This is a genomic window from Trinickia mobilis (assembly GCF_017315705.1).
GTDB classification, from domain to species: Bacteria; Pseudomonadota; Gammaproteobacteria; order Burkholderiales; family Burkholderiaceae; genus Trinickia_A; species Trinickia_A mobilis.
The window spans coordinates 289,301-311,932 of record NZ_JAFLRF010000002.1 but is presented as its reverse complement, the minus strand read 5'-3'; the positions used below and the strand labels follow the sequence as shown (position 1 = coordinate 311,932).

Genomic DNA, 22,632 nt, shown 5'->3' with positions numbered 1-22,632 from the left:
GGACGTGAAGTATAGTAACTTGCAGAACCTGAATGATCGCGGACATCGCCAAACGGCAAGCGCGAAGTCCGACATCCGAAAGTATGGGCCGCCTTCGAATGCAGCGGCGGCCGCCCGTTGAAGCCGAACGTACCAATGAAATTGGAGGGGACATGATTGAAGAACGCGACGTCATCGTAGCGATGCGGGATGGCACTCGTCTCGCGGTCGACGTCTATCGACCTGAGGGGAAGGGAAAGTATCCGGTGCTCTATGCTTCGGCTCTGCACAACAAGGATCTTCAGGGCCCGGATATTGCCGACGTGTTGCCTCCGCAACCCGCGCATGCTCCGCTGTGGTTCGGGCCGGTGGAAGCCGGTGACACTCGCCGCTTTGTTGCTAACGGCTATGTACACGTCATTGCGCAGCCGCGAGGGTCGGCCAAGTCGGAAGGTCACTATGGCGAGGAGAACACCGATCATTACGACATGATCGAGTGGATCACGCAACAGCCGTGGTCGGACGGCAAAGTCGGGATGGTCGGCATTTCGGGTTTTGCCGGGGAACAATGGCGCGCGGCCGCGCAGGGGCATCCGGCGCTCAAGGCGATCTTCCCTTACGACGCCTGTAGCGCATACGGAGGCATGTTCGGGTTTCGGGATTTCAATCCTGGCGGCGTCATCCATACGTTCCCTTACTTGCTTGACGTTTTCAGCACCGTGCATGAGTCACGCAGTGTGCCGGGGCCGCTACCCGACGAGCAGGAGGCGCTCTGGCGCGCGGCCATGCGCAATCCCGATTACAAGATGTACATCAACCTCTACAACATTCTGACGCAGAAGGGTCAGCGAACGTGGGTGATGTACCACATCATGACGAACCCTTGGGAGCCGGACGGGACCGTCGAACGAGCCGAAGAAATCTTCAAGTCGATCAAGGTGCCGTTCTATACGGGATCCGGTGCCTATGCGTACACATACAAATTGCATTGGCTTGGTGCCCAGCACTACTTCGGAAACGTCAAGCAGCCGCGCAAGCTGATTTTTACCGGTCCGGCGCATCTGGAGCGACCGTTCCACCAGTACCACGACGAGGTCATTCGCTGGTACGACTACTGGCTCAAGGGTGTCGACACCGGCATCATGGATGAGCCCCCGGTCCGTTACTGGGTCATGGGCGCCAACGAATGGCGCACGGGTAGCGACTGGCCCTTGCCCGAGACGCAATGGGCCAAGTACTACCTCGGCGGTTGGGAGCGGCTTTCCACGGACGCGCCTCGACCGTCGGCTGAGGTCGGCAATGCGCAGCGGGAGCCGGATGTCTTTACGCAAATGCCGCTCAAGAAGACGGCCAAGGTTGAGCGCCTGCGCTACATGACTGATCCGCTCCCCCAGGACGTCTTGGTGGCGGGTCCGATCTCGCTCACGCTCTACGCCGAGATCGACCAGGCGGACACGAACTGGATCGTCGTACTCAAGGACGTGGGTCCGGACGTGTCGGTCGTTACCGCGCGCGTCGGTGAACGGAGCGTTCCGGAGACGTTGCCCGAACGTGAACTGACCCGCGGCTGGCTGAAAGCCTCGTACCGAGCAACGGATCCTGACCGCTCCAAGCCTGCGGAACCCTTCTACAAGCTGACGAAGGATTCGATCGAACCGGTCACGCCGGGGGAGGTTGTCAAGTATGAAATCCAAGTGTTGGCGACGGCCAACCAGTTCAAGGCCGGTCATCGAATCTGTGTCGAGATCTGCAGTCTTGACGTGCCCACGGGAACCGGTGCGATGACCGACGTCGAGTACATTCCGTATCACGTATGCAGTAGCAATACGGTCACTCACAAAATTTACCGCGACGCCGACCGCCCTTCACATTTGCTGCTTCCCATCATTCCGTTGAATGGGGAGCCATCCTGAATTGCGGATCCTTGAAGGGCGCCGTGGGCGCCCGGTGAATTTGACCGACAACATGAGGTTTGCAAATGAAAAGCATACGTTTTGAGCGCGAAGGCAAGGTCGGGAATATCGTACTGGCGAATCCGCCCTACAACCGGCTTGACCTGCGTTTTGCCCAATGCCTTCGGGAGGCGGTTCACGAGGCTAGCGAAAGCGATATCCGGGTGCTGGTCGTTCGCGCAGAGGGGCCGCATTTCAGTCTCGGTGGCGAGGTTCGCGAATGGCCAGGAAAGGACCTGAACTGGTTCCGCACGTTCGTTGCGGAAATCAATACGTCGTATCGCGCGATCGAGGCCCTGCGTGTTCCGACGGTGGCGGTGGTGCAGGGCTTGGCATTCGGCGGCGGCCTCGAACTCGCATTGAGTTGCGACTTCATCGTGGCGGCGACGGATACGGTCTTCCGATGCGTCGAGGTGACCACCGCGATGCTACCCATCGCCGGCGCGCTGCAGCGGCTGGCTGAGCGCGTGGGGCGTGGTCGCGCCTCACGCTTCGCCATGCTGGGTGAACCGATTCCGGGCAGCGTGGCCGGGGAGCTCGGGATTGCCACTCACGTTGCCGATCCGGGCGAGCTCGAAGATGTCGCCAAGGAACTGGTGATGCGACTTTCGGATGGCCCGACGCTTTCGTATGCGGCGACGCGCACCCTGCTCAAGACGTGGTCAAGCGGCGGTGTGGCGGGTGCCGACGTCGCCATGCTGGATGTTTGCATGGGCTTGTACAAGACGGAAGACGCCACGCGGGGTTTTGCCAATACGGCCGAAGCGTTCGATCACGACCAGGAGCCTGGTGATCTCGTGTTTTACGGCAAGTAGCTGGACGCTTCCGGTGGCGGCTACAACAGCGACGTGACCTTGGTTCATCGCACTCCTGACTAGGAATCCGCAGCAGCGTTGGAGAATGGCTTTATGCAAACCTTACCCGATTCCCTTGAGCTTACCGCACCTGCCGGCGGCGTTGCATACGTTCGCGGTGCGTCGGATGTTCCATTGAGCGAATCCACGATCGGCCAGTTTCTAAGAGATACAGCGCAACGTTTTCCCGAGCGGCAAGCCGTGGTGTTCCGCGAACAGGGCGTGCGCTGGACATGGAAGGAATTTGACGAACGCGTCGATCGATTTGCCGCGGGCCTCTTGTCATTAGGCATAGCAAAAGGCGACCGCGTCGGAATCTGGTCGCCCAATCGATTCGAATGGCTGCTCACGCAGTTCGCCACGGCACGCATCGGTGCGGTGTTGGTCAACATCAATCCCGCCTACCGGGTTTCAGAACTCGAATATGCCTTGCGCAAGGTGGGATGCAAAGCGCTCGTGACGGCCGAGCAATTCAAAACGTCGAAATACATTTCGATGCTGCTAGACATCGCCCCAGAGCTCGCGGCGCAGCAAGCCGGCGATCTGCATTGCGCGCGCCTGCCGGAACTCCGTACCGTGATATCCGTCGGTGATCCGGGCATACGGGGCGTGATGCCATTCTCCGCCGTGATGCTGAAGGGCGAGGCGATCCTGCGCGACGAAGGTCAAACGACGATCGTGCTGTCCGCTCACGATCCAATCAACATTCAGTTCACGAGCGGCACGACCGGCAGCCCGAAGGGCGCCACGCTGACGCATCGAAACATCGTCAATAACGGGCGTTTTGTGGCGATGGCGATGAAGCTGTCCGAAGTCGATTCGCTCTGCATCCCCGTCCCGCTCTACCACTGCTTCGGAATGGTTCTCGGCGTCCTCGCCTGCGTATCGGTCGGAGCGCAGATGGTCTTCCCAAGCGAGGGATTCGATGCCGGCGCGACCCTTGCGTCAATCGCACAAGAGCGCTGCACGGCGCTTCACGGAGTGCCGACGATGTTTATCGCCGAGCTGGAGCATCCGGAATTTGCTGCGTTTGACCTAAGCAGTCTCCGCACCGGCATTATGGCCGGTTCGCCGTGCCCCATCGAGACCATGAGGCAAGTGCTGGCCAAAATGCACATGCAGGAGGTCACCATTGCGTATGGAATGACGGAGACCAGCCCGGTTTCGTTTCAGAGCGCAACCACGGACCCGCTCGATAAGCGCACGACCACCGTCGGGCGGATTCAACCTCACCTGGAAGTGAAGATCGTCGATCCCCTTGGCAATACCGTGCCCGTCGGCGCAACCGGAGAACTCTGCACGAAAGGATACTCCGTGATGCTGGGGTATTGGGAAGATGAGGAGAGGACACGTGAAAGCATCATTGATGGATGGATGCATACGGGCGACCTTGCAACGATCGACGCCGACGGCTATTGCAATATTGTCGGCAGACTCAAGGACATGGTGATTCGCGGTGGCGAGAACATCTATCCTCGCGAGATAGAGGAGTATCTGTTCAGGCACCCGAAAATTCAAAATGTTCAGGTATTCGGCGTACCCGACGAGAAAACCGGGGAGGAGCTGTGTGCGTGGATAGTGCTTCGTCAAGGCGAGTATGCCAGCGAGGAAGACATCCGCGATTTTTGCCGGGGACAAATCGCTCATTACAAAGTGCCTAGGTATGTTCGCTTTGTCGATGAAATGCCCTTGACCGTCACGGGGAAGGTGCAGAAATTCGCGATGCGCGAGGAGATGATTCGTTTTCTGAATTTGAGCGAGAAAAAGACCGCATGATAGGTGCATGACAGCCGCGCAGATTCTTGGATAAGGCTGTTCCGGCTTTCAATGTAATTAGTTATCCGTATCAAAATGCGAATGTCATCGGATGACGAGGTTTTGATATCAGGAGATTCGAAATGGCAGAAATTACTACAGACGTGCTCATCGTGGGAACGGGGCCGGCGGGCTCCGCCTGTGCCGCGTTGCTCTCGACCTACGGCGTTGAGAATATGGTCGTCAACATGTACCGTTGGCTGGCCAACACGCCGCGGGCACATATCACGAACCAGCGAACGATGGAGGTTCTTCGCGATCTCGGCCGGGAAGTGGAGCAGGAGGCTTACCTGCACGCGACCGATGAGGATCTCATGGGCGGAACGGTTTTCTGCGAAAGTCTGACGGGCGAGGAGATCGGCCGGGCGCCCAGTTGGGGCTTGCATCCCACGTCGAGAGCGGAGCGCCGATTGGCGAGTCCCACAAAGATGAACGATTTGCCGCAGACGTTCATGGAGCCGCTCCTATTCAAGACGGCTTGCGCACGTGGCACCGAGGCGCGGATGAGTACGGAATACCTGAGCCACACGCAGACGGACGACGGCGTGATCACGCTATGCCGCGACCGATTGAGCGGAGAGGAGTTCACGGTCCGATCAAAGTACCTGGTCGGCGCGGATGGCGGGAACTCCAGGGTGGCAAAGAACGCGGGGCTGCCTTTCGAAGGGAAGATGGGTGTGCGCGGCTCGATGAACATCTGGTTCCGCGCCGACCTCTCTGAATTTGTCGCGCATCGTCCTGCGGTGCTCTACCCGATCATGCAGCCGGGCGCGGAAGTCGGCGGTATCGGGATGGGCCTGATACGGATGGTGCGGCCGTGGAACGAATGGTTGATCGTCTGGGGCTATGACATCAACGAACCGACTCCGGTCGTCGATGAGGCCAAGGCCACCGAAATAGCGCGTCAGTTGGTCGGCAAGCCGGATCTCGAGATCCAATTGCTAGGGGCGAACACGTGGACCGTCAACAACATGTATGCCACTCGCATGCAAGACGGGCGAGTTTTCTGCATGGGCGACGCCGCGCACCGGCACCCGCCGTCCGGCGGGCTGGGCTCCAATACTTCCATCCAGGACGCGTTCAATCTTGCTTGGAAACTCGCAGCGGTGATCAAAGGGAAAGCGGGTGAAGCGCTGCTCGATAGCTATTCGATGGAGCGCGCCCCGATCGCGAAGCAGATCGTCAACCGCGCCAATCAATCGATTGCCGAATTCGCGCCGCTCTATCGTGCGCTTGGGATTGACGAAACAACCGATGCGGAGGTCATGCAGTCCAACATGCATGCTCGCAGCCAAGCGACTGCGGCCGCGGAAAAGCAACGGGAGGAAATTCGCGAGGCATTGGCGTTCAAGCGATATGAACTTGACGCTCATGGGGTCGAGATGAATCAACGCTATCGCTCGAGTGCAATTGTCACGGACGGTCAAGCTGAACCGGCCTTCGAGCGCGACCCCGAACTGTATTACCAGTCGACGACGTGGCCAGGCGCTCGATTGCCGCACGCCTGGGTGTTCGACAAACGGGGACGGCAGCAATCGACGCTGGACCTCGCCGGGCATGGACGGTTCACTCTTTTCACCGGGCTCGGAGGCGAGGCATGGGCTGAGGCCGCCGCACAGGTCGGCGAGGAACTTGGAGTCGGAATCGACGTGCACGTCATTGGCCCGCGACAGAAGTACGCGGACCATACCGGCGACTGGGCTCGCGTACGGGAGATCAGCGACAGTGGCTGCGTGCTGACCCGCCCGGACCATCATGTGGCTTGGCGGAGCTTCAAAGTGGCGGCTGATCCGGCGGCCGAGCTTCGCCGCATCATGCGGAGCGTGCTCGCAAAATAGGTGCTGTTGACTGCGTCTTGCGCCGGTCCGCGAGACGCCGAATACACAGGTTGACTTATGTTCCTAAGGCACGGAATGGGAGAGAAAAGTGAAGGAGCTAACAGCGCGAGCGCCGGGTGGGGCGGGTGGCTTTCCGCAGCGGGTACAAATTGTCGAGGTGGGACCTAGAGACGGTCTTCAGGCCGAAGGCAAACTTGTGCCAACCGAGGTCAAGATTGAACTCATCAATCGGCTCATTGGCGCGGGCGTCAAGCGAATCGAAGCGGCCTCCTTCGTTTCGCCAAAATGGGTTCCGCAAATGGCGGACGGTGCCGCTGTGATGGAGGGAATCGAGCGAGTGCAGGGTGTCTCATATGCCGCGCTCACGCCTAACATGAGAGGGCTCGAAGCCGCCATAGAGAGCAAAGTGGACGAGGTCGTCATCTTCGGTGCGGCAAGCGAAGCCTTTTCCATGCGCAACATCAATTGCTCCGTCGACGAATCGGTCAAACGCTTCGCTCCGGTGGCGCAGTTGGCGAAGGAAGCGGGACTGCGTTTGCGCGGTAGCGTCTCCTGCTCGTTCGGATGTCCGTACCAAGGGCAGGTGCCGGTTGATGCCGTCGTCGATATGGTAGGGCGCTTCCGTGACCTCGGGTGTGATGAAATCGACATGGCCGATACGATCGGCGTAGGTACGATGACACATGTCCAACGCGTTATCGAAGACGCTTCGAGGGTATTTCCGTTGGAGCGTCTGGCCGGCCACTTTCACGATACCTACGGCCAAGCACTGGCAAATATCGTTGGCGCACTGCAGGTTGGAATGTCGGTTTTCCATTCGTCCGTCGCCGGACTCGGCGGCTGCCCTTATGCGAAAGGTGCCACCGGTAACGTCGCCACCGAAGATCTGCTGTACCTCCTGGACGGCTTGGGTATCGAAACCGGAATCGACCTCGACGCAATCGTATCGACAGGTGAGTGGGTGAGTCGGAAAATGGGCAAGGAAAACGGCGCGCGTGCAGGTAAGGCGCTGATGGCGCGCAAGTCCATCAACTGATTGCCGGAAATTTCTCAAACACGAGCTGCTCGACGGTACGCCACCAGGCATCGGCCAACGCCGGATCGGACGGCGAAAGATTGCTGGTCGCCGAGATTTCAGGGCCAAAGCCCGATAGCGTCGACGTCAGACTGATCAACATGTAGTGAAAGACGATAGGTTCGACCCTCGGCAAAGCCTGCTCGTCTTGAGCGGCGCGGATTTGCGGCAAGAGCCAATCTATCAGCGGCTTAAGAATCGTATCTGCGATCCATTGCAACCGCGGACTGTAGCTTAGCGATTCTTGAAGCATGAAACGATGAAACTGAGGATACTCTACAGTGAAACGGAATAGCGCTCGATAAGCCAATTTGAGCCGATCGACTGCACTTGCCGAACTCGAGCCCGACAGGTTGGCATCGCGTTCCAGACGGACGCGCTCGAATACATATTCGGCAACGGCCCGCCAAAGGATCTCTTTGGATCGGAAATGATATGTGATTAGCGGATGCTGCAAACCAATCCGGTCTGCAATGCTGCGAATGCTTGCAGCATCGAAACGTTTGGACGCGAATTCCGCCAACGCGGCGTCTAATATTGCTGAACGGGTTTCCTGTGCTCGCTGCTGCTCGGCACGCTTCAGCTCCGCCGGGCGACGTGTCCGGACGGATTTTGCAGCGGTGAAGATACGTTGCGCCATGCCGTGATTCTGTTGCGACACACGAGTAGATAGCTCTATGCACATTAGCATATCTGGCCATATCGCAGCCAGCGGATCGCTTACCTGCAGAATGGCCGTGAACTTTCAGATTCACGGCTTTGGCGCACTCCCTTCGAATGCCCGTTGCAGCAACGCACGAATCGCGTCGCGTTCCAGCGGCCGGGGATTCCAGTACGCATTGCTGCACGAGAGATCGGCGGCTTGGTCCAGCTGGTCTTCGCGCATGCCGATTTCTTTCAACGCAATGGGCGCGCCGTTTTCACGCGCGAGCTCGAACAGACCTTGCGCGGCGTTTTCATGTCCCACTGCTTTCGCGATGCGTTTCATCGCGTCAGGTGCAGCCTCGGCGTTGTACGCCAGTGCGTGCGGCAGCACGATGGTATGGGTCGGCGCGTGCGGCAGATTGAAACTGCCGCCAAGCGTATGACAGAGCTTGTGATGCAGCGCCATGCCGACGCTTCCGAGCACCGCACCGCACAGCCAGGATCCGTATAGCGCATCGGCGCGCCCGGACGGGTCGTTCGGATTTGCAACGATGTTGGGTAAGCTGCGCGCGAGCGCCGTGATGCCCTCTTCCGCCATCAGGCTCGTAAGCGGATTGGCGTCGCGTGAATACAAGCCTTCCGCCGCGTGCGCAATGGCGTTGATGCCGCTTGTGACCGACATGCCGACAGGCAGGGTCAGCGTCAGGTCCGGATCGTAGATGACCGTCTTGGGCAGAACGCGAATATCGGTTCCAGTCCGTTTCAGGCCCGCTTCTGTCAGCCCGTATATGGGTGTCATTTCGCTGCCCGCGTAAGTGGTGGGCACGGCGAGAATGGGCAGGCTCGACTCAAGTGCGATCGCCTTGGCAAGGCCGATCGCCGATCCGCCACCGACGGCGACTATGCAATCGGCGCCCGACGAAACGGCGGCCGTTCGCGCTTCGACCGCCAACTCGAGCGGTACGTGCATGACAGCACGATCGAACAGGCCCGCAGAGCGGCTCCCCAACTGCTCGGCGACCGTTGCGCCGAGCGTACGCTGTTCCGGGCTGCACAGAACTAACGCGCGCTGCGCGCCCAGCGCCAGCAATTCGCGTTCAAGATAGCTGCGTGATCCATTACCAAATACAACACGCGTGGCGCGACCGTTAAAGACAAAGTCAGATGTGGACACGGTGGACCTCGAAGACGGGTTGATCGAGCAAAACGCTGATTGGCTGGCTCAGTCAAGGCCGGCGTCTTAGCCTCGAGCGCAAATTTCGACGCGCCGGGTCATGGCGTATGCCCGACGGGATTGAGGACGAAGTCATAGTCAAGCGTGTAAAACGGCGTGCCCATCTGCGTACCATCCGGTGCCGCGCCCGGGGGGTGCTCGATCCAGTCCGATACCAAGGTTGAGCGCACGCCGAAGACGGCGTCCGAGTCGAGGTACTTGTCTCCGTTGCGGAAAACATGCGTGATCAAGGGCTGGTACCCGGCCGCGTTGATCCAGAAATGCAAGTGCGCTGGGCGCCAAGGATGTCGTCCGAGCGCGTCGAGCATCCGTCCCACCGGACCGTCGTGCGGGATTGGATAAGCCTCGGGGAGAATCGAGCGAAAGTGAAAGCGTCCGTCAGGAAGCGTGCGCAGGCGGCCGCGGGCCTGATGTTCCATTTCGGTTTGCTGCGGGTCGGCATACTGCACGTCGTAGTAGCCATGTTCGTCCGATTGCCAGACCTCGATCGTCGCGCCCGGCAATGGTTCGCCATCAAGACCGCGAACTTGGCCAGCGACAAAGCACGGCAAGCCTGCCGCACCATTGGATATGTCTTCGCCGTTCTGGAATTCGGGTGCCCCTTCGACAAAGAACGGACCCAGTACCGTCGCCTCCGTGCATTCGGGCGGCTTGCGGTTGTTCTGCGTGGTGGTCAGCATCGATAGGCCGAGCGTATCCGACAAGAGTATGAACTCCTGACGTCTATCGTCAGTGATATGGCCGACATCGGTGAGGAAGTTGATCGCGTACAGCCACTCGCTCTCGGTCAGCTTGACCTCTCGTGCGAAGGAATGCAAATGTTGGACAAGGCTGGTCATTACAGTGCGCAGCCTGTCATTTTTACTGCCAGACATCGCTGCAAGCACTGCCTGGGTGATGGTGTCTTCGCTGATGTTGCGCATGATCTCTCTCCGAGTTCCTGCTTGCTGACTTCACTCCGGAGGAGCGGCCATGTGGGCACTCTAGCGGCGTTCGAGAAGGAAAAATATGCGCTATAGTGAAAACATATTTCCACTGAGCGGAAGAATCGTCGCATGGATCGCTACATGCAGATGGAGTTTTTTGCGTTGACGGCCGACCTCGGCAGTCTGTCCAAGGCAGCGGAACGCCTGGGTATTTCAAACGCAGCGGCGAGCCGCATGTTGAGCGCGCTCGAAGACCGATTAGGAGCACGTCTGGTCGAGCGGACCACGCGCCGACTATGGCTCACGGATGCAGGACGCGAGTATCAGCGGCGCTGCGCGTCAATCCTCGCGGACATCGCGGAAGCGGATACCGCTGTCAGCGACATGGCGTGGCGCCCAAAGGGCGTGCTGCGCGTGACGAGCTCGGTGTCATTCGCGGTCCTGCATATCGCGCCGTGGCTGCCGGAATTCAGGCAACAGTATCCTGAGCTGTCGGTGCAAATTACAGCAGCGAACCGTTACCCGAATTTTATTGAAGCAGGCATCGATTGCGCGATTCGCACGCGCGAACATGAGGCGGATTCGGGCATTACCGTGCGGCGGCTGGCGCATACGCGCCGCGTGCTGGCCGCGTCGCCGGCGTATCTTGCGCAGCATGGCGTGCCGGAGACGCCGGAAGACATCGCAAATCAGAATGTGCTCGTTTATAGCCACGCGGCGGACCCCTATTTACTGCAATTCAAGCGAGGCCGCGAGCGACGCAACATTCCAATCCGCGCGGTGCTGGAGTCGAACGAGGGGCAGGTGATTTGCGCAGCGGGCCGTGCGGGCTTGGGAATTGTGGTTCAGCCGCTCTACATCGTGCACGACGATATCGTCGCTGGCCGGCTGATGCCGCTGTTGGGCGACTGGGAGCTACCGCCGCTGACGATCAACCTCGCATACCAGAGCCGTCGGAACCAGCCTGCGAAGATTCGGGTATTTGCCGATGCGTTGAGCGAGCATGTCAGGAAACTGGATCTGGAGAATCGCTGGAACGCAGTGCCGAAAAATGCCTTCACCGCACGAACCGCCCAGGGAAGCCAGGCTCGCTGACGACGGACGGCGCACAGCAGGAACGGTGTCCTCCACCGCGATGGCGACGCTCTCGATCGCCACCAGGCATGCTGTGTAACCCGGTGTGTGCGAGTCGGGTAGAGCGCCGGAGTGGCCGGGTAAGTCGCGTGTCGATTGTTGCAGTGGTGCAACGGTGAATCAATCAGGCTAGGGGTTTGCCCTGGTATCTTGCTCTCTTACACTGCGTCCCGCCGTGGCCAAAAGTGGGTTCGTGGCGCCGTTGACAACAATTTCAGTGAGAATGAGCATGAAGTCGATCACGAGGGCGGTCATCGTTGCTGCCGTCATTTCAGCGCCGGTCGTATCGTTCGGCCAGTCCAGTCCGCAGGTCAGCCGCGCGGAGGTGCGTGCCGAGCTGGCGGAACTCGAGAAAGCCGGCTACGACCCCCACGAGTGGATTAACTATCCGGAAAATCTTCAGGCTGCCGAGGCAAAAGTCAGCGCGCAACGCGCTATGGCTCAAGCCGCCGAAGTGAGTTATGGCGGCCAATCCGACGCATCGTCCCAATCCGGACGCACCCCGAGCCAGTCACTCCCCGCCGTGCACTGAACTGCGGCAGTCGAACCGCAGATCCCGAACTGCCCGCTCTGCGACCGCGCATTTCCTGCCCGCATCCGTGCGGAGCGGGAATCCCGGCGCGGCCAGAGCCGCTGCTCAGCTGTTAAAAACCACTGGCGTATCCAGCCAGCAGCGGCTGCTCAGCTTGTCCACGGTATCGCCATTGGTCATCGCCGTGAGGTCTTCTGAACGTTCTATCAGCGGCAACGATGCGTTTCAATTCAGGAGATATGCGGGAATTCGTTGCGAATATAGCATTCGTCTCATTGCCCGCACCAGCGCCGAATTCGGTCGATCGCACAGGTGACAAACGTCGCATTGGCGGGGACGGGAAACGGAGGCGGACATGCTCACACACAGGCGTTGGGAATCATTGGATAGTGCGGAACTCGGCTGGCTGCGCGCGAAATACCATTTCGCGGTCAGCGCCGGCGGCAATGCCGCGCACGCCGCGTTGGGTCCCCTGATTGTCTGGAACGACGACGAGATCGCCGTTGGCAGCGGTTTCCCCATGCACGGGCACCGTGACATGGAGATCATCACCTATGTGCGCCAGGGCCTGCTCGGGCATCGAGACACCTTGGGATCCGAGGGCACGATCCACGCAGGCGATGTCCAGGTCATGAGCGCCGGCAAGGGCATACGCCACGCCGAGTTCAACCGGGGCGAGCTGCCGCTCAAGGTTTACCAGATCTGGCTGCTACCTCGTGAAGCCGGTGGTGAACCCGCGTGGGATACCAAGCCGTTTCCCAAAAGCGACCGGTCGGGTCGCTTCGTAGTCCTTGCCAGCGGGTTCGCCGGCGATGAAGATGCGCTTCCCATCCGCGCCAATGCGCGTGTGCTTGGCGCAATGCTAAAGGCAGGCGAAAGCGTTCGGCACGAGTTGAGTCCAGCGCGTCGTGCCTATCTCGTCGCGGCCTCGGGACGCATCGAAGTGAATGGCGAGCCCATTGGGCCGCTAGACGGCGTGGCGATCACGAAAGTCGCTGCGGCGCAGATTTCGGCCCTTGAAGATTCTGAGCTGGTGATGGTGGACGCCGGCTAATTCCCTTTTTCGCATTCCACCTACGCAAATTCATTTCAGGAGAACGTAATGGAACGTTTCAAATTTCTTCCGCTGTTGGGTCGCATCATGATCGGGGCGCCGTTTGTCATGAGCGGGCTGGGCAAGCTCGGATCGTACGCTGCGACGGTCGGCTATATCGCGGCCATGGGCCTGCCCGTGCCGCCGCTCGCGTTCATGGTTGCCGTGCTGACCGAACTGGGCGGCGGCCTGCTGCTGCTGTCGGGCTACAGGGCGCGTTTCGTGTCGCTGGCGATGGCGGTGTTCTGCGTGGTCACTGCGATTTTCTTTCACCACAACTTCGCAGATCAAAACCAGATGATCCACTTCCTCAAGAACGTGATGATGGCTGGTGGCCTCCTGCAGATCGCCTATTTCGGTGCGGGCGCGTTCAGCCTGGACGCGCGGTCCGGACGGGGCGGTTCGCACGTGCCGTCTCTGGATGCGCGCTAAGGCAGCGACGCGATAGTGTCGTCGGCGGCAACGCCCTCCGTTTCGTCATCGGACCCTCCGGGTGCACGCTGAGCGCAAGCGGAGGGGCGGGCAGTTGGAGGCATCACCCACCTGGACGTTCTGCATATTCATTTGCGCCGTGTGCCTTTGATGCGAGGCTTCGACGAGGTGTCGTCGGGCTCTTCGAGACCCGGCAGTACCAATTCTTCCATCAACGCCAGTGTCCGCAGACAGAACGCATTGCCGGCGGCGCGTTCCGCTTCTGAAAAGTGCGCCATCGCAGGCGCGATCGACGATTCCTCGGCGAGCTTCACGATCGCCTTCTCGACAATGTCGAGGCCTTTCTTGGTCAGGTGGACGATGAACCCGCCGCCGTGACTCGGGTCAGGCTGGCGTTCCACCATGCCGAGGCTCGCGAGCCGGTCGATCTTCTTGGTGATCGCGCCGGAGGTCACGAGCAACGCTCGATACAAGTCTGTCGGGCGCTTCGCATACGGGTGGCCGCCGCGGCGCAGTGCCAGCAGCACTCGCATGTCCGACCCGCTGATACCGCATAGGCCCTGGCACATTTTGTCGAACGCCTGTTCCACGAGCGTGCCGATCCGCATCATATAGATTGCGAGCAGGAAGTTGGAGAGATCGAGCTCGCTGTGTTCATGCTGCCACTGCAGCGTAATGAACTCGATGTGGCTGCTGCTACGAAGATTCGATTTCCTGACGGGCTCCGGCTGCTCCAGCACTGCATTCTTGCGGGTTCGGTTAGACGCGGGTTGCTTCGCGGCGCTGCTCATCTCGATGGCTTCCTTGGAAGAACGTGCGATCCCGGCCGATCGGAATGGGCTCCCATACAACCGTGCACTATTTATTGTACGTAAATTCTCCAACGCGATGGCGGCGCGCCGTTGCACGGCGCGCCGTATTGCTTCGGTGAGAATGGGCAGGGCCCGCTCGGCTGCGGGCGCCTCTTCGATGCGGCTAGGCGGCCTGCACCGCGGTGCGCAACATGTCGGCTAACTGGCGCTGGGCGAGTGCCGCGGCATCGACTTGGCCGCGCATGCCGTAAAAGGTATGCAGCATGCCGAGGTAGCGCACGCACGTCACGGGGACGCCCGCTTCGGCCAGTTTCCGGGCATAGGCTTCGCCATCGTCGCGCAGGGCATCGCACTCGGCGGTGATCACGATGGCCGGGGGCAGGCCCGCATGGTGATCGGCGAGGAACGGCGAGAGCTTCCATGTCGACGGCGTCACACCATGATCGATGGCATACGTGCGGAAGGCGTGCTCGACGTCGGCCTTGCGCTGCATGAAGCCTTCTGCATAGGTGGACAGCGACTCCCCTTGTTGCCGAGCATCGGTAGCCGGATAGACGAGTGCCTGGGCGAGGATGCGCGGCCCGCCGTACTCGCGTGCGAGCAGGCATGCCACTGCGGCAAGATTGCCGCCGGCCGATTCGCCGAACACGGCCAGGCGCGCGGACGGAAGCCCGTGCTCATGGCCGTGCTCGGCGGTCCAGCAGGTCGCTGCCCACACGTCGTCCAGTGCCGCGGGGAAGGGGTGCTCGGGCGCCAGCCGATAGTCGACACTGACCACCGCCAGTCCGGAGTCGTTGGCCAGATGCCGGCACACCGCATCGAAGCTGTCGAGGTTGCCCATTAACCAGCCGCCGCCGTGGAAGGCCATCGTCACCCCGGCGGCGCCAGCGGGGTGATAGATGCGCACGGGGATTGCGCCGCGAGGGCCGGGCACGACGAGGTCGAAGACCTGGTCGATACGGGGGCCGGGCGCCCGGGCGGCCGTGCGCGCGGCGATGCCGGCGCGCGCTTGCTCGGGGCTCACCTCTGCCAGGCTTGGCTTTACCGCGGCAGCCGCGGCGATTTCCCGAAGCGATGGGTGGGTCTGATTTGGGGGAGAAGAAGGCTTCATCGGACTCAGGGGGTCGGCGTCGCTGACGGTGCGAACGTGAGGTTGGGAATGGCTGCGAGCACGCCGATGCCGCCATCGACGTTGATGATTTCGCCGGCCATATGGGCACTCAGGTCGGAGGCCAGGAATAGCAGGTGGCCCGCGATGTCCGCCGGGGTCGCGGCACGTCCGATCGGGATCGCGCCATCGATGGCCGCCCAGGTCGCTTCGTCCAGGCGCTGGCGCAGCCGCGGCGTGCGGACGAAACCCGGCGACACGGCGTTGATGCGCACGTTGTGGCGGGCATACTCGGCTCCCGCGCAACGCACCAGATGGTGCAATGCTGCCTTCGACGATGCATACGCGACCTCATTCGGTATCGCGCGATCGCCGGCGAGCGAGCCGACGAAGGCGAAGGTGCCGCCGCCATCGGCCTTCATCATCTCGCCGCCGATCTGAATGGCCAGGTAGGCATGGCGCACCACGATGTCGAACTGCTGGTCCCACGAGGCATCGTCGACGGCCGACAGCGGCTTGATGCCCGCCACGCCGATAATGTCGACGACCCCATGGACGCGTCCGAAGTGCTCGCGCGCCGTATCGAACACGCGCTGCATGTCGGCGCGCGATGTCGCGTCGGCGGCGCACGGGATGCCGCCCGCGGCTTCGGCGATGTTTCGAGCGAGTGGTTCCTCCTTGTCGACGCAAAGCACGCGGGCACCCGCTTGCGCGAGCGCATGGACGGTTTGCTCGCCGATGCCCTGGCCGGCGCCCAGCACCACAAAGCCACGGCCGTCGAGCCGCAACAGGGACAAGTAGTCCGGAAGGGTGTTGCTGATGTGATGGGTGGTCATGTGTTCCTCCTCAGGCTAGCGCCGCTTGGCGATGCGACGGCAGCAGATCCTGCCAGGCGGCACCCTCTTCGAGCGGTCTGTCGCAGGCGCTCACGCCGCGCAGGTCGAGGCCGAGCGCAGCCGGCTGCTTGTTCTCCATGACCCGCTTGATCGATTCCAGGAGCACGCGGCGCACGCGCACGACCGCCTGGTCGGCGGGCACCAGGTGCTCGCGCGAACGGTCGTAGAGGGGCCCCTGGGAAAGCCCGATCGCGGCGTCCTCCACTTCGACGCCGCGCAAGCCGGTCCAATTCTCCTTCATCAACTCGCGGCTCTGACCGAACGTGTCCAGCCAGCTCGCCGAAAAGGTGCTGGTTTTGCGGTCGTAGTACCGTGGATCGTCCAGTCCCAGCAGCTCGATGATCTTCTCTTCGGCGACCGGCGCGTTGCCGTGCACGACGATGTAGGTGCTCGTGTGCGTGTCGTCTTCGGGAACTTCGAGGACGGTAAACAGGAAGGCAGGGGCGGGGATGATGCGGCCATAGGGCACGATGAACGGGACCACGCGCGCATTGCGGAGCTGCGGGTCGTCCGTCTTACGCAACGCGACATAGTGGAAGCCGAACGCCGTATCCTCGATCTTCAGTACCGGCTCCAGGTCGTTGGAAGCCAGCGCGGCGGGATTGACCGCGTCCGAGTTGCGAGTGAACTCGTTATCCTTCCAGCCCGGGCGCGCCATGTTGGTATGCAGCACGCCGACATGCGAGCTGTCTTCTCCGCCCTCGACCAGCTGCAAGTAGTTGCAGGCGACGTTGATGCGCAGGACGACGCGGTGGCCCGGCTCGGCATCCATGAACGCGTAGCGCGAAAACGCGGGGAGCAGTTCGGGCGGGCCCACGTACGCCCAGACGATGCCGCCTTCCTCGCGCACGGGAAAGGCGGGCGCCTTCAGGCGCGCGGCATACTTGGGGTCGGCATGGTTCGGCGTTTCCATCACGGTGCCGGACGCGCTGAACTTCCAACCGTGATAGAGGCATCGGATGCCGCCTTCTTCGACCCGTCCAAGTGCAAGCGACGCTCCCCGGTGCATGCACAGCTCTTCCAAAAACCCGACATGGCCCTTCGTATCCCGGAACGCCACATAGTGTTCGCCGAGCAGGCGTACGCGTAGTGGCGCGCAGTCCGGATGGGGCAACTGGGCCGACGTGCACACCGGGTGCCAGAAGCGTCGCATCAAGGTGCCGCCCGGCGTACCCGGGCCGACACGGCTCAGAATCTCGTTATCTTCGCGGCTCAACATTTAACACTCCTTACTTGACTTTCGTTATCGGCTGCGTTCTGCACGTGCGCCATGGGACGAAACGATTCGATGGTGCGGAACCAGGGTGCGCCAGTCCTCATCCAGGCCGATCTCGGCGGAGATGCCGATGGCTCGGCCCACTTCCGCGCGCAGCGCCGGCATGTCGCGCTGGTCGCGTATCGCCCGGGCGCACGCCAACAGGCTGCGATGCAGGCGGCTGATCGCGATATCCGCGGGGCACAGCATCTCCTGCGATCGGTCGCGGATCGCGCCGCTCGAAACGCTGCACGCGGCGTCTTCCTGCGTGATGCTGTCGAAGCCGGTGAAGTGGCCGCCTCTCTGCTGCGCGCGGTCCTGGCGGAAGCCATTGGCAACGGACATGGCCGCCGGCGAGTCACAGGTGTCGGCCGTCATGCCGTACTTGCGCAGCGTCGGCTCATCGAGGCCCACAAACACAAGCTGCTCGCTGCGCAACGGCTCTTCGCCGACGCGCTTGTCGGCATCCCACCATACGTGATACAGGTTGCAGCGCTCGTCGTTGACCGGGACGATCGCGAGCCAAATATCTCCGTTCGCATTGGCGATAAAGCAGGGTGTGATGAATGCCGTGACTCGAGCGATGCGCTTGCCCCCGGTCTGGCGGATTGCGACATAGTGGAAGCCAAAGTCCGTCTCGTCGGCTTCGATCTTGGGCGCCGCGTCGAATTGCATATGCGACGTCTTCTTCGCATAGTCGAGATTGGAGTCATGGGTCCTGGCCAGTGCGGAACTATGAAGCACGGTCAAATGCGAGGAGTCGACCAGACCTTCGATCACCTGAATAAAATTGGCGTTGAGAACTGCGCAGGCGTTGATGCGGTGCGCGTCCGGCTGGTCCATGAAGGCCCAGTGCGGGAAGGGCGGCGCGTCACCCTGTGGGCCCAGATAAGCCCAGAGGAGGCCCCCCGCTTCCCGCACCGGATAGGTTCGGCCCTTGATGCGCTCCTTGAATTTCGGATCCTCGACGTTCGGTGTTTCCAGGACCGTCCCGTCCACTGCAAACTTCCAGCCGTGGTAGATGCAGCGCAGGCCATCGCCCTCGGAGCGGGCCAGCTGCATGGACGCCCCCCGGTGCAGGCAGCCTTCTGCGTAGAGGCCAGGCCGGCCCTGCTGGTCGCGCCACACGACAAACCGTTCTCCCAACAGTTCGATCGTCCGCGGTTCTCCATTCGCCTGCGGCATGTCCGACGACTGGATCACGGGCAGCCAGAAACGGCGCATCGCGTCGCCCATGGCCGTCCCCGCTCCGATACGGCACATCAGTTCGTTGTCTTGCTTGGTCAACATGTTGATCCCCTCGCTACAGTGTTTGGCGGTAAGTGACAGACGGCATCAAAGATCGAGCACCAGCCGGGAAGTCTTGGCACGCGAGCAGCACGGCATGAAGCAATCGTTGCGTGCGTGCTCGTCGTCCGTCAGATAAAGGTCGCGATGGTCGGGCACACCGGCCACCACCTTCGTCATGCAGGTGCCGCAGACACCCTGCTCGCAGGACAGCGGCAGATCGAACCCGGCATCGAGCAAGGCGTGCGCGGCGCTTTGGCCGTCGGCGACCTCGATGACCTCGCCACTGCTACGTATCTCGATTTCGAAGCGCTCGTCCTCCGAAGACTCGAGTGGCGCTGCAGCGAAATATTCGCGATGCAGGTGTCCTTCGTCCCAACCCATCTCGCGCGCAGTCTGCAGGATGTGATTCATGAAGCCGGCAGGCCCGCACACGTACAGATGCTTGTCGGATGCCGGCGCACCGATCGCGGAGCGGGCATCGAGTTGCTGGCCCGAAGTCCCATTGTCGACGTGCACGTGCACTTGCGACTCGTCGCCGGATTGCGCTTGTTGCAGACGGTCGATGAATGCCATGCGAGACAGGGTGCGTCCGCAATAGTGCAGCTCGAATGGGCGGTGCTCGCGCGCGAGTTGCTGCGCCATGCAGAGGATGGGCGTGATGCCGATGCCGCCCGCGAACAGAATCGAGCGGTCCCTTTGACCGTTGTGCAGGGCAAAGTGGTTGCGCGGGGCGCTGATCGTGAGCGTGTCTCCCGCGTGCACGTTCTCGATAAGCTTGATGGAGCCCCCTCGGGATTCGGGATCACGCAGCACGCCGATCCGGTAGCACGACGGTTCGCCCGGCAAGTCATGCAAGGAATACTGACGCACGGGCCCCCCGGGCACGTGCAGGTCGATGTGCGCACCGGCTTCGAAGGCAGGCAGCGTGCTATCCGACAACGGCGTGAGCTCGTAGCCGGCAATGTCGTCAGCCAGCCAGATCTTGGCGGCGACTTTGACTTGCAGCAGGTTGTTCATGGGATTCGATTGGTCTTCCATAGGGGGCAGGTGCGTACACGGGAGAGCGAGTCAGGCTGCGATCGGAAGTCGACGCCGGATGACGACCGGCGAGGCACCCAGTTGCCGCTGAACGAGCCAGCGCGCGAGACTTTGGTCCATCACCCGCACATGCTCGGGAAACCAATCCACCAGCGCTCGGGCAAAGGAGCGGACGACCTCCGTTCGCCCCTCGGCCAGCAGGGCGCGTACCTCGTCGAGCGAGCGGAGCACGGCAGCGTGCTCCTCGATATGGCAGCCCGCTGAACCGTAGGCAGTCTCGCGCATCGCGGCGTCCTCGTCGCCAAAGTGGCGACGCGCATGCTCGGCAAACGCTTCGAGTGCGATCCCAAGATTGGGGTCTTCCGTAGTCAGCAGCGTGTGTACGCACGCGACAAACTCGTGGTGGGTCTCGTCCATCGTCCCATGGCCAAGGACGTAGTCGTCGTGCCAGGCGAAGCCAGCGGGCACACGATCCTGTGCCCTGGCTTGTTCCGCCGACTCCGCCATGGATGACCCGGCAGCCGGGCCCGGCCACGGCGCCGGAGCGAGGCCGTTCATGATCCGGTGATCTTCCAAATTACTCATCTGTCTTCCAATTCCTACTCAGTTGACACGTCGAAACATAACATCTTCCTGCGAAGATAATGTTTGGCGTGAAGGTTGTCGAGGTAGGGCAAACGCCGATCTGAATGAGACGCGAGATCAGTTTGCAGAATCAGGCAGAAAATCAAGCTGGAACTTGAAGAAGCGCGGCACCGACGTCCCGGCTACGGGTAACTCCTGAACTCAATTCGTTTGACGTGGAAGATATTTAATACTTATCTTCTGTGGAAGGTAATAACCAAAATGGAGACAGGAGAATGGGCGTACGGTTGAATCGGTCCAGGGGTGGTTTCGCACGGCGTCGGGTGGTTTGTTGGGGGCTCTCGTCGCTTGCGGCATGTGCGTCGAGCGCATCGCAGGCGCAGAGCTCCGTCACCCTGTATGGGATCATCGATACCGGTGTCGAGTATGTGACAAACGTCGGTCCGAAGAACGCCAGCGTAGTCCGCATGCCGTCGCTCACGGGATCCATCCCTTCAAGGTGGGGCTTCCGTGGCAAGGAGGACCTGGGTGGTGGTCTTAGCACGGTTTTTGTATTGGAGTCGGGTTTCGCCCCGGCACAGGGCACGCTGAATCAAGGTGGTCGTTTGTTTGGCAGGCAGGCCTATGTCGGGCTTTCGGGACGGTGGGGGACGTTATCCGTCGGCCGGCAATATTCGCAGATCTTCTGGGCGTTACCGGGCGACACGATGGGGCCGAATATCTACGCCGCCGGCGATCTGGACCCATACCTGGCCCAACCGCGAGTCGACAACGCGATCGCCTATAGCTTCACGTCATCAGGGCTGACCGTGGGCGTGACGTATTCGCTCGGGCGTGACGCGGTGGATGATCCGGTCGCCGGAGGTTGCGCCGGCCAATCGCCGACGGACTGGCGGGCCTGCAAGGCGATGTCCGCCATGGTGAAGTATGAGGCCGCGACGTGGGGCGTAGCGACCGCCATCGACCGCAACTACGGCGGTGGCGGGCCCGGCTCGCCTCTGCCCAGCAGTTCGCAAACCGATACCCGTGCCGTCTTCGACGGCTATGTGAAGTTTGGCGCCTCGACTATCGGTGCGGGGTTCCTTCATCGAATCAATCACGGGGAGCAGACGCCGACCCTATTCGACGCGACCAGCAATTATTGGTGGATTGGCGGGACCTATTGGCCCACTCCGGAAATCGCCCTTGACGCCCAGTTCGGCCATATATCCGTGAACGGCGGTAGCTCCGCGGGAGCCTCCTTGATCGCAGCACGCGCGAGTTACTGGTTGTCCAAGCGTTCCTCGGTGTACGTCACCGCAGGGCGTGTGTTCAACCAGCGCAACGGGGCGTTCACGATTGACGGCGGCGTGATCCCACCCGCTTCGACGCCATTGCCCGGTGCGAATCAAACCGGTGCAATGGTGGGTATTCGCCACCAGTTCTAAACGGCACGACATGAACCCGTGCCAGGCGCATGGCCTGGAAGGCTTTTAGTCCATTCTTCCACCGAGCGGAAATCACTTTTTCCATGAGCGCATTTTTCTTCGTGGCTCAGGCATCTATCGTAAACGATAAAATTTGGCGGTCGGAAAATATAAAGCGATGGCGTGCTGGCGGAGGTGAAGCCGTGCAAAACATGGTTCGGGGTGAGGTCGAGCCTGACTGCAGATTGGATTCGACGCGCAGGAAACGGGACGCGCGACGACCCGGAAACGGAATACTCCTCCCTCGACTACGACTTCGTTTTGAATCCACTTCATGAGGCAGAGCAATGATCAGGCACATCGTGATGTGGCGTGTTGCGGGCCAAACAGCAAGCGAGCGTCGTGAAACGGCCATGTGCGTCAAAAAGGAGTTCGAGCGTCTTCGAGGCCTGATTCCCGGCTTGTTGGGGCTCGATGTGGGGCTCGATGTCAGCGAGGCCGACTACGCGTGCGACGTCGTCCTGGTGGCGGATTTCGAATCACGCGCTGCCCTCGACGCGTATGCGAACCACCCGGAACACCTTCGGGTTCGCGCGGCCCTTTCCGGCATGCGAGAGGCACGTCACCAGGTTGACTACGTTGCCGGCTGAGCACGCCTCGGTTTGTGGTTTGCATCTTTAGCAGTAGACGATGGGGCCCCGGCGACGGGGCGTGTACGACATCGGAGTCGGCC

Annotated in this window: 21 protein-coding genes; 11 read left to right on the top strand and 10 right to left on the bottom strand. The window is 61.2% G+C overall.

What is annotated here, in order from left to right:
* Positions 1–152: 152 nt before the first annotated feature.
* The 5 genes from J3489_RS04255 (at position 153) to J3489_RS04235 (ending at position 7,474) form a co-directional block, all read left to right on the top strand.
* On the top strand, positions 153–1,892 hold the full coding sequence (locus tag J3489_RS04255; protein ID WP_206996446.1) for a CocE/NonD family hydrolase: 1,740 nt from the start codon (positions 153–155) through the stop codon (positions 1,890–1,892).
* A gap of 65 nt (positions 1,893–1,957) precedes the next feature.
* The gene (locus J3489_RS04250; protein ID WP_206996607.1) at positions 1,958–2,746 is read left to right on the top strand and encodes an enoyl-CoA hydratase/isomerase family protein; all 789 of its coding nucleotides are present in this window, start codon (positions 1,958–1,960) and stop codon (positions 2,744–2,746) included.
* Between the two features lie 93 nt (positions 2,747–2,839).
* Positions 2,840–4,561 carry an AMP-binding protein gene (locus J3489_RS04245; protein ID WP_206996445.1) on the top strand — a complete coding sequence of 574 codons (1,722 nt, stop codon included), beginning with the start codon at positions 2,840–2,842 and terminating at the stop codon, positions 4,559–4,561.
* A gap of 122 nt (positions 4,562–4,683) precedes the next feature.
* Positions 4,684–6,438 (top strand): FAD-dependent oxidoreductase, encoded by a 1,755-nt coding sequence (locus tag J3489_RS04240; protein WP_206996444.1) that lies wholly within the window; start codon positions 4,684–4,686, stop codon positions 6,436–6,438.
* 88 nt (positions 6,439–6,526) lie between these two features.
* Positions 6,527–7,474, top strand: a complete 948-nt coding sequence (locus tag J3489_RS04235) for a hydroxymethylglutaryl-CoA lyase (RefSeq protein WP_206996443.1) — start codon at positions 6,527–6,529, stop codon at positions 7,472–7,474.
* Here J3489_RS04235 and J3489_RS04230 read toward each other — a convergent pair.
* The 3 genes from J3489_RS04230 to J3489_RS04220 form a co-directional block, all read right to left on the bottom strand.
* Positions 7,467–8,153 carry a TetR/AcrR family transcriptional regulator gene (locus tag J3489_RS04230; protein WP_206996442.1) on the bottom strand — a complete coding sequence of 229 codons (687 nt, stop codon included), beginning with the start codon at positions 8,151–8,153 and terminating at the stop codon, positions 7,467–7,469. The genes J3489_RS04235 and J3489_RS04230 overlap by 8 nt on opposite strands.
* Positions 8,154–8,264: 111 nt before the next feature.
* Positions 8,265–9,332: a maleylacetate reductase gene (locus tag J3489_RS04225; protein WP_206996441.1), complete on the bottom strand. Its 1,068-nt coding sequence runs from the start codon at positions 9,330–9,332 to the stop codon at positions 8,265–8,267.
* A 98-nt stretch (positions 9,333–9,430) separates the two neighbouring features.
* Complete coding sequence (locus J3489_RS04220) at positions 9,431–10,315, bottom strand: intradiol ring-cleavage dioxygenase (protein WP_206996440.1); 885 nt, start codon at positions 10,313–10,315, stop codon at positions 9,431–9,433.
* A 132-nt stretch (positions 10,316–10,447) separates the two neighbouring features.
* On the opposite strand from J3489_RS04220, the gene J3489_RS04215 reads away from it, so the two are divergent.
* From J3489_RS04215 to J3489_RS04200, 4 genes are all read left to right on the top strand, one after another.
* Positions 10,448–11,413, top strand: a complete 966-nt coding sequence (locus J3489_RS04215) for a LysR family transcriptional regulator (RefSeq protein WP_206996439.1) — start codon at positions 10,448–10,450, stop codon at positions 11,411–11,413.
* A gap of 268 nt (positions 11,414–11,681) precedes the next feature.
* Complete coding sequence (locus J3489_RS04210; RefSeq protein WP_206996438.1) at positions 11,682–11,984, top strand: DUF4148 domain-containing protein; 303 nt, start codon at positions 11,682–11,684, stop codon at positions 11,982–11,984.
* A gap of 355 nt (positions 11,985–12,339) precedes the next feature.
* Positions 12,340–13,038: a pirin family protein gene (locus J3489_RS04205; RefSeq protein ID WP_206996437.1), complete on the top strand. Its 699-nt coding sequence runs from the start codon at positions 12,340–12,342 to the stop codon at positions 13,036–13,038.
* Positions 13,039–13,086: 48 nt separating this feature from the next.
* The gene (locus J3489_RS04200) at positions 13,087–13,509 is read left to right on the top strand and encodes a DoxX family protein (RefSeq protein WP_206996436.1); all 423 of its coding nucleotides are present in this window, start codon (positions 13,087–13,089) and stop codon (positions 13,507–13,509) included.
* Between the two features lie 128 nt (positions 13,510–13,637).
* Here the strand turns inward: J3489_RS04200 and J3489_RS38530 are convergent, their stop codons facing one another.
* The 7 genes from J3489_RS38530 to J3489_RS04165 form a co-directional block, all read right to left on the bottom strand.
* Positions 13,638–14,417, bottom strand: coding sequence for a MarR family winged helix-turn-helix transcriptional regulator (locus J3489_RS38530; protein WP_309491326.1), 780 nt, complete (start codon positions 14,415–14,417; stop codon positions 13,638–13,640).
* A 67-nt stretch (positions 14,418–14,484) separates the two neighbouring features.
* The gene (locus J3489_RS04190) at positions 14,485–15,432 is read right to left on the bottom strand and encodes an alpha/beta hydrolase (protein WP_242539761.1); all 948 of its coding nucleotides are present in this window, start codon (positions 15,430–15,432) and stop codon (positions 14,485–14,487) included.
* Between the two features lie 5 nt (positions 15,433–15,437).
* Positions 15,438–16,265 (bottom strand): SDR family NAD(P)-dependent oxidoreductase, encoded by an 828-nt coding sequence (locus tag J3489_RS04185; RefSeq protein WP_206996435.1) that lies wholly within the window; start codon positions 16,263–16,265, stop codon positions 15,438–15,440.
* A gap of 10 nt (positions 16,266–16,275) precedes the next feature.
* Positions 16,276–17,544, bottom strand: a complete 1,269-nt coding sequence (locus J3489_RS04180; protein ID WP_206996434.1) for a Rieske 2Fe-2S domain-containing protein — start codon at positions 17,542–17,544, stop codon at positions 16,276–16,278.
* Between the two features lie 24 nt (positions 17,545–17,568).
* Positions 17,569–18,870 carry a Rieske 2Fe-2S domain-containing protein gene (locus J3489_RS04175; protein ID WP_206996433.1) on the bottom strand — a complete coding sequence of 434 codons (1,302 nt, stop codon included), beginning with the start codon at positions 18,868–18,870 and terminating at the stop codon, positions 17,569–17,571.
* 45 nt (positions 18,871–18,915) lie between these two features.
* Positions 18,916–19,908: a PDR/VanB family oxidoreductase gene (locus J3489_RS04170; RefSeq protein ID WP_206996432.1), complete on the bottom strand. Its 993-nt coding sequence runs from the start codon at positions 19,906–19,908 to the stop codon at positions 18,916–18,918.
* A 30-nt stretch (positions 19,909–19,938) separates the two neighbouring features.
* A complete protein-coding gene (locus tag J3489_RS04165; RefSeq protein WP_242539760.1) occupies positions 19,939–20,493 on the bottom strand; it encodes a bacteriohemerythrin in 555 nt (184 codons plus the stop codon).
* Positions 20,494–20,768: 275 nt separating this feature from the next.
* Between J3489_RS04165 and J3489_RS04160 the strand changes: the two genes are divergently transcribed.
* Positions 20,769–21,920, top strand: a complete 1,152-nt coding sequence (locus J3489_RS04160) for a porin (RefSeq protein ID WP_206996431.1) — start codon at positions 20,769–20,771, stop codon at positions 21,918–21,920.
* Positions 21,921–22,246: 326 nt separating this feature from the next.
* Positions 22,247–22,549, top strand: coding sequence for a Dabb family protein (locus J3489_RS04155; protein WP_206996430.1), 303 nt, complete (start codon positions 22,247–22,249; stop codon positions 22,547–22,549).
* Positions 22,550–22,632: the final 83 nt, after the last annotated feature.

Excerpts from the sequence above, each read along its gene's own strand:
- J3489_RS04255 (WP_206996446.1), top strand. The coding sequence starts at position 153 with ATGATTGAAGAACGCGACGTCATCGTAGCGATGCGGGATGGCACTCGT.
- J3489_RS04250 (WP_206996607.1), top strand. The coding sequence starts at position 1,958 with ATGAAAAGCATACGTTTTGAGCGCGAAGGCAAGGTCGGGAATATCGTA.
- J3489_RS04245 (WP_206996445.1), top strand. The coding sequence starts at position 2,840 with ATGCAAACCTTACCCGATTCCCTTGAGCTTACCGCACCTGCCGGCGGC.
- J3489_RS04240 (WP_206996444.1), top strand. The coding sequence starts at position 4,684 with ATGGCAGAAATTACTACAGACGTGCTCATCGTGGGAACGGGGCCGGCG.
- J3489_RS04230 (WP_206996442.1), bottom strand. The coding sequence starts at position 8,153 with ATGGCGCAACGTATCTTCACCGCTGCAAAATCCGTCCGGACACGTCGC.
- J3489_RS04220 (WP_206996440.1), bottom strand. The coding sequence starts at position 10,315 with ATGCGCAACATCAGCGAAGACACCATCACCCAGGCAGTGCTTGCAGCG.
- J3489_RS04215 (WP_206996439.1), top strand. The coding sequence starts at position 10,448 with ATGGATCGCTACATGCAGATGGAGTTTTTTGCGTTGACGGCCGACCTC.
- J3489_RS04210 (WP_206996438.1), top strand. The coding sequence starts at position 11,682 with ATGAAGTCGATCACGAGGGCGGTCATCGTTGCTGCCGTCATTTCAGCG.
- J3489_RS04205 (WP_206996437.1), top strand. The coding sequence starts at position 12,340 with ATGCTCACACACAGGCGTTGGGAATCATTGGATAGTGCGGAACTCGGC.
- J3489_RS04200 (WP_206996436.1), top strand. The coding sequence starts at position 13,087 with ATGGAACGTTTCAAATTTCTTCCGCTGTTGGGTCGCATCATGATCGGG.
- J3489_RS04190 (WP_242539761.1), bottom strand. The coding sequence starts at position 15,432 with ATGAAGCCTTCTTCTCCCCCAAATCAGACCCACCCATCGCTTCGGGAA.
- J3489_RS04185 (WP_206996435.1), bottom strand. The coding sequence starts at position 16,265 with ATGACCACCCATCACATCAGCAACACCCTTCCGGACTACTTGTCCCTG.
- J3489_RS04180 (WP_206996434.1), bottom strand. The coding sequence starts at position 17,544 with ATGTTGAGCCGCGAAGATAACGAGATTCTGAGCCGTGTCGGCCCGGGT.
- J3489_RS04175 (WP_206996433.1), bottom strand. The coding sequence starts at position 18,870 with ATGTTGACCAAGCAAGACAACGAACTGATGTGCCGTATCGGAGCGGGG.
- J3489_RS04170 (WP_206996432.1), bottom strand. The coding sequence starts at position 19,908 with ATGGAAGACCAATCGAATCCCATGAACAACCTGCTGCAAGTCAAAGTC.
- J3489_RS04165 (WP_242539760.1), bottom strand. The coding sequence starts at position 20,493 with ATGAGTAATTTGGAAGATCACCGGATCATGAACGGCCTCGCTCCGGCG.
- J3489_RS04160 (WP_206996431.1), top strand. The coding sequence starts at position 20,769 with ATGGGCGTACGGTTGAATCGGTCCAGGGGTGGTTTCGCACGGCGTCGG.
- J3489_RS04155 (WP_206996430.1), top strand. The coding sequence starts at position 22,247 with ATGATCAGGCACATCGTGATGTGGCGTGTTGCGGGCCAAACAGCAAGC.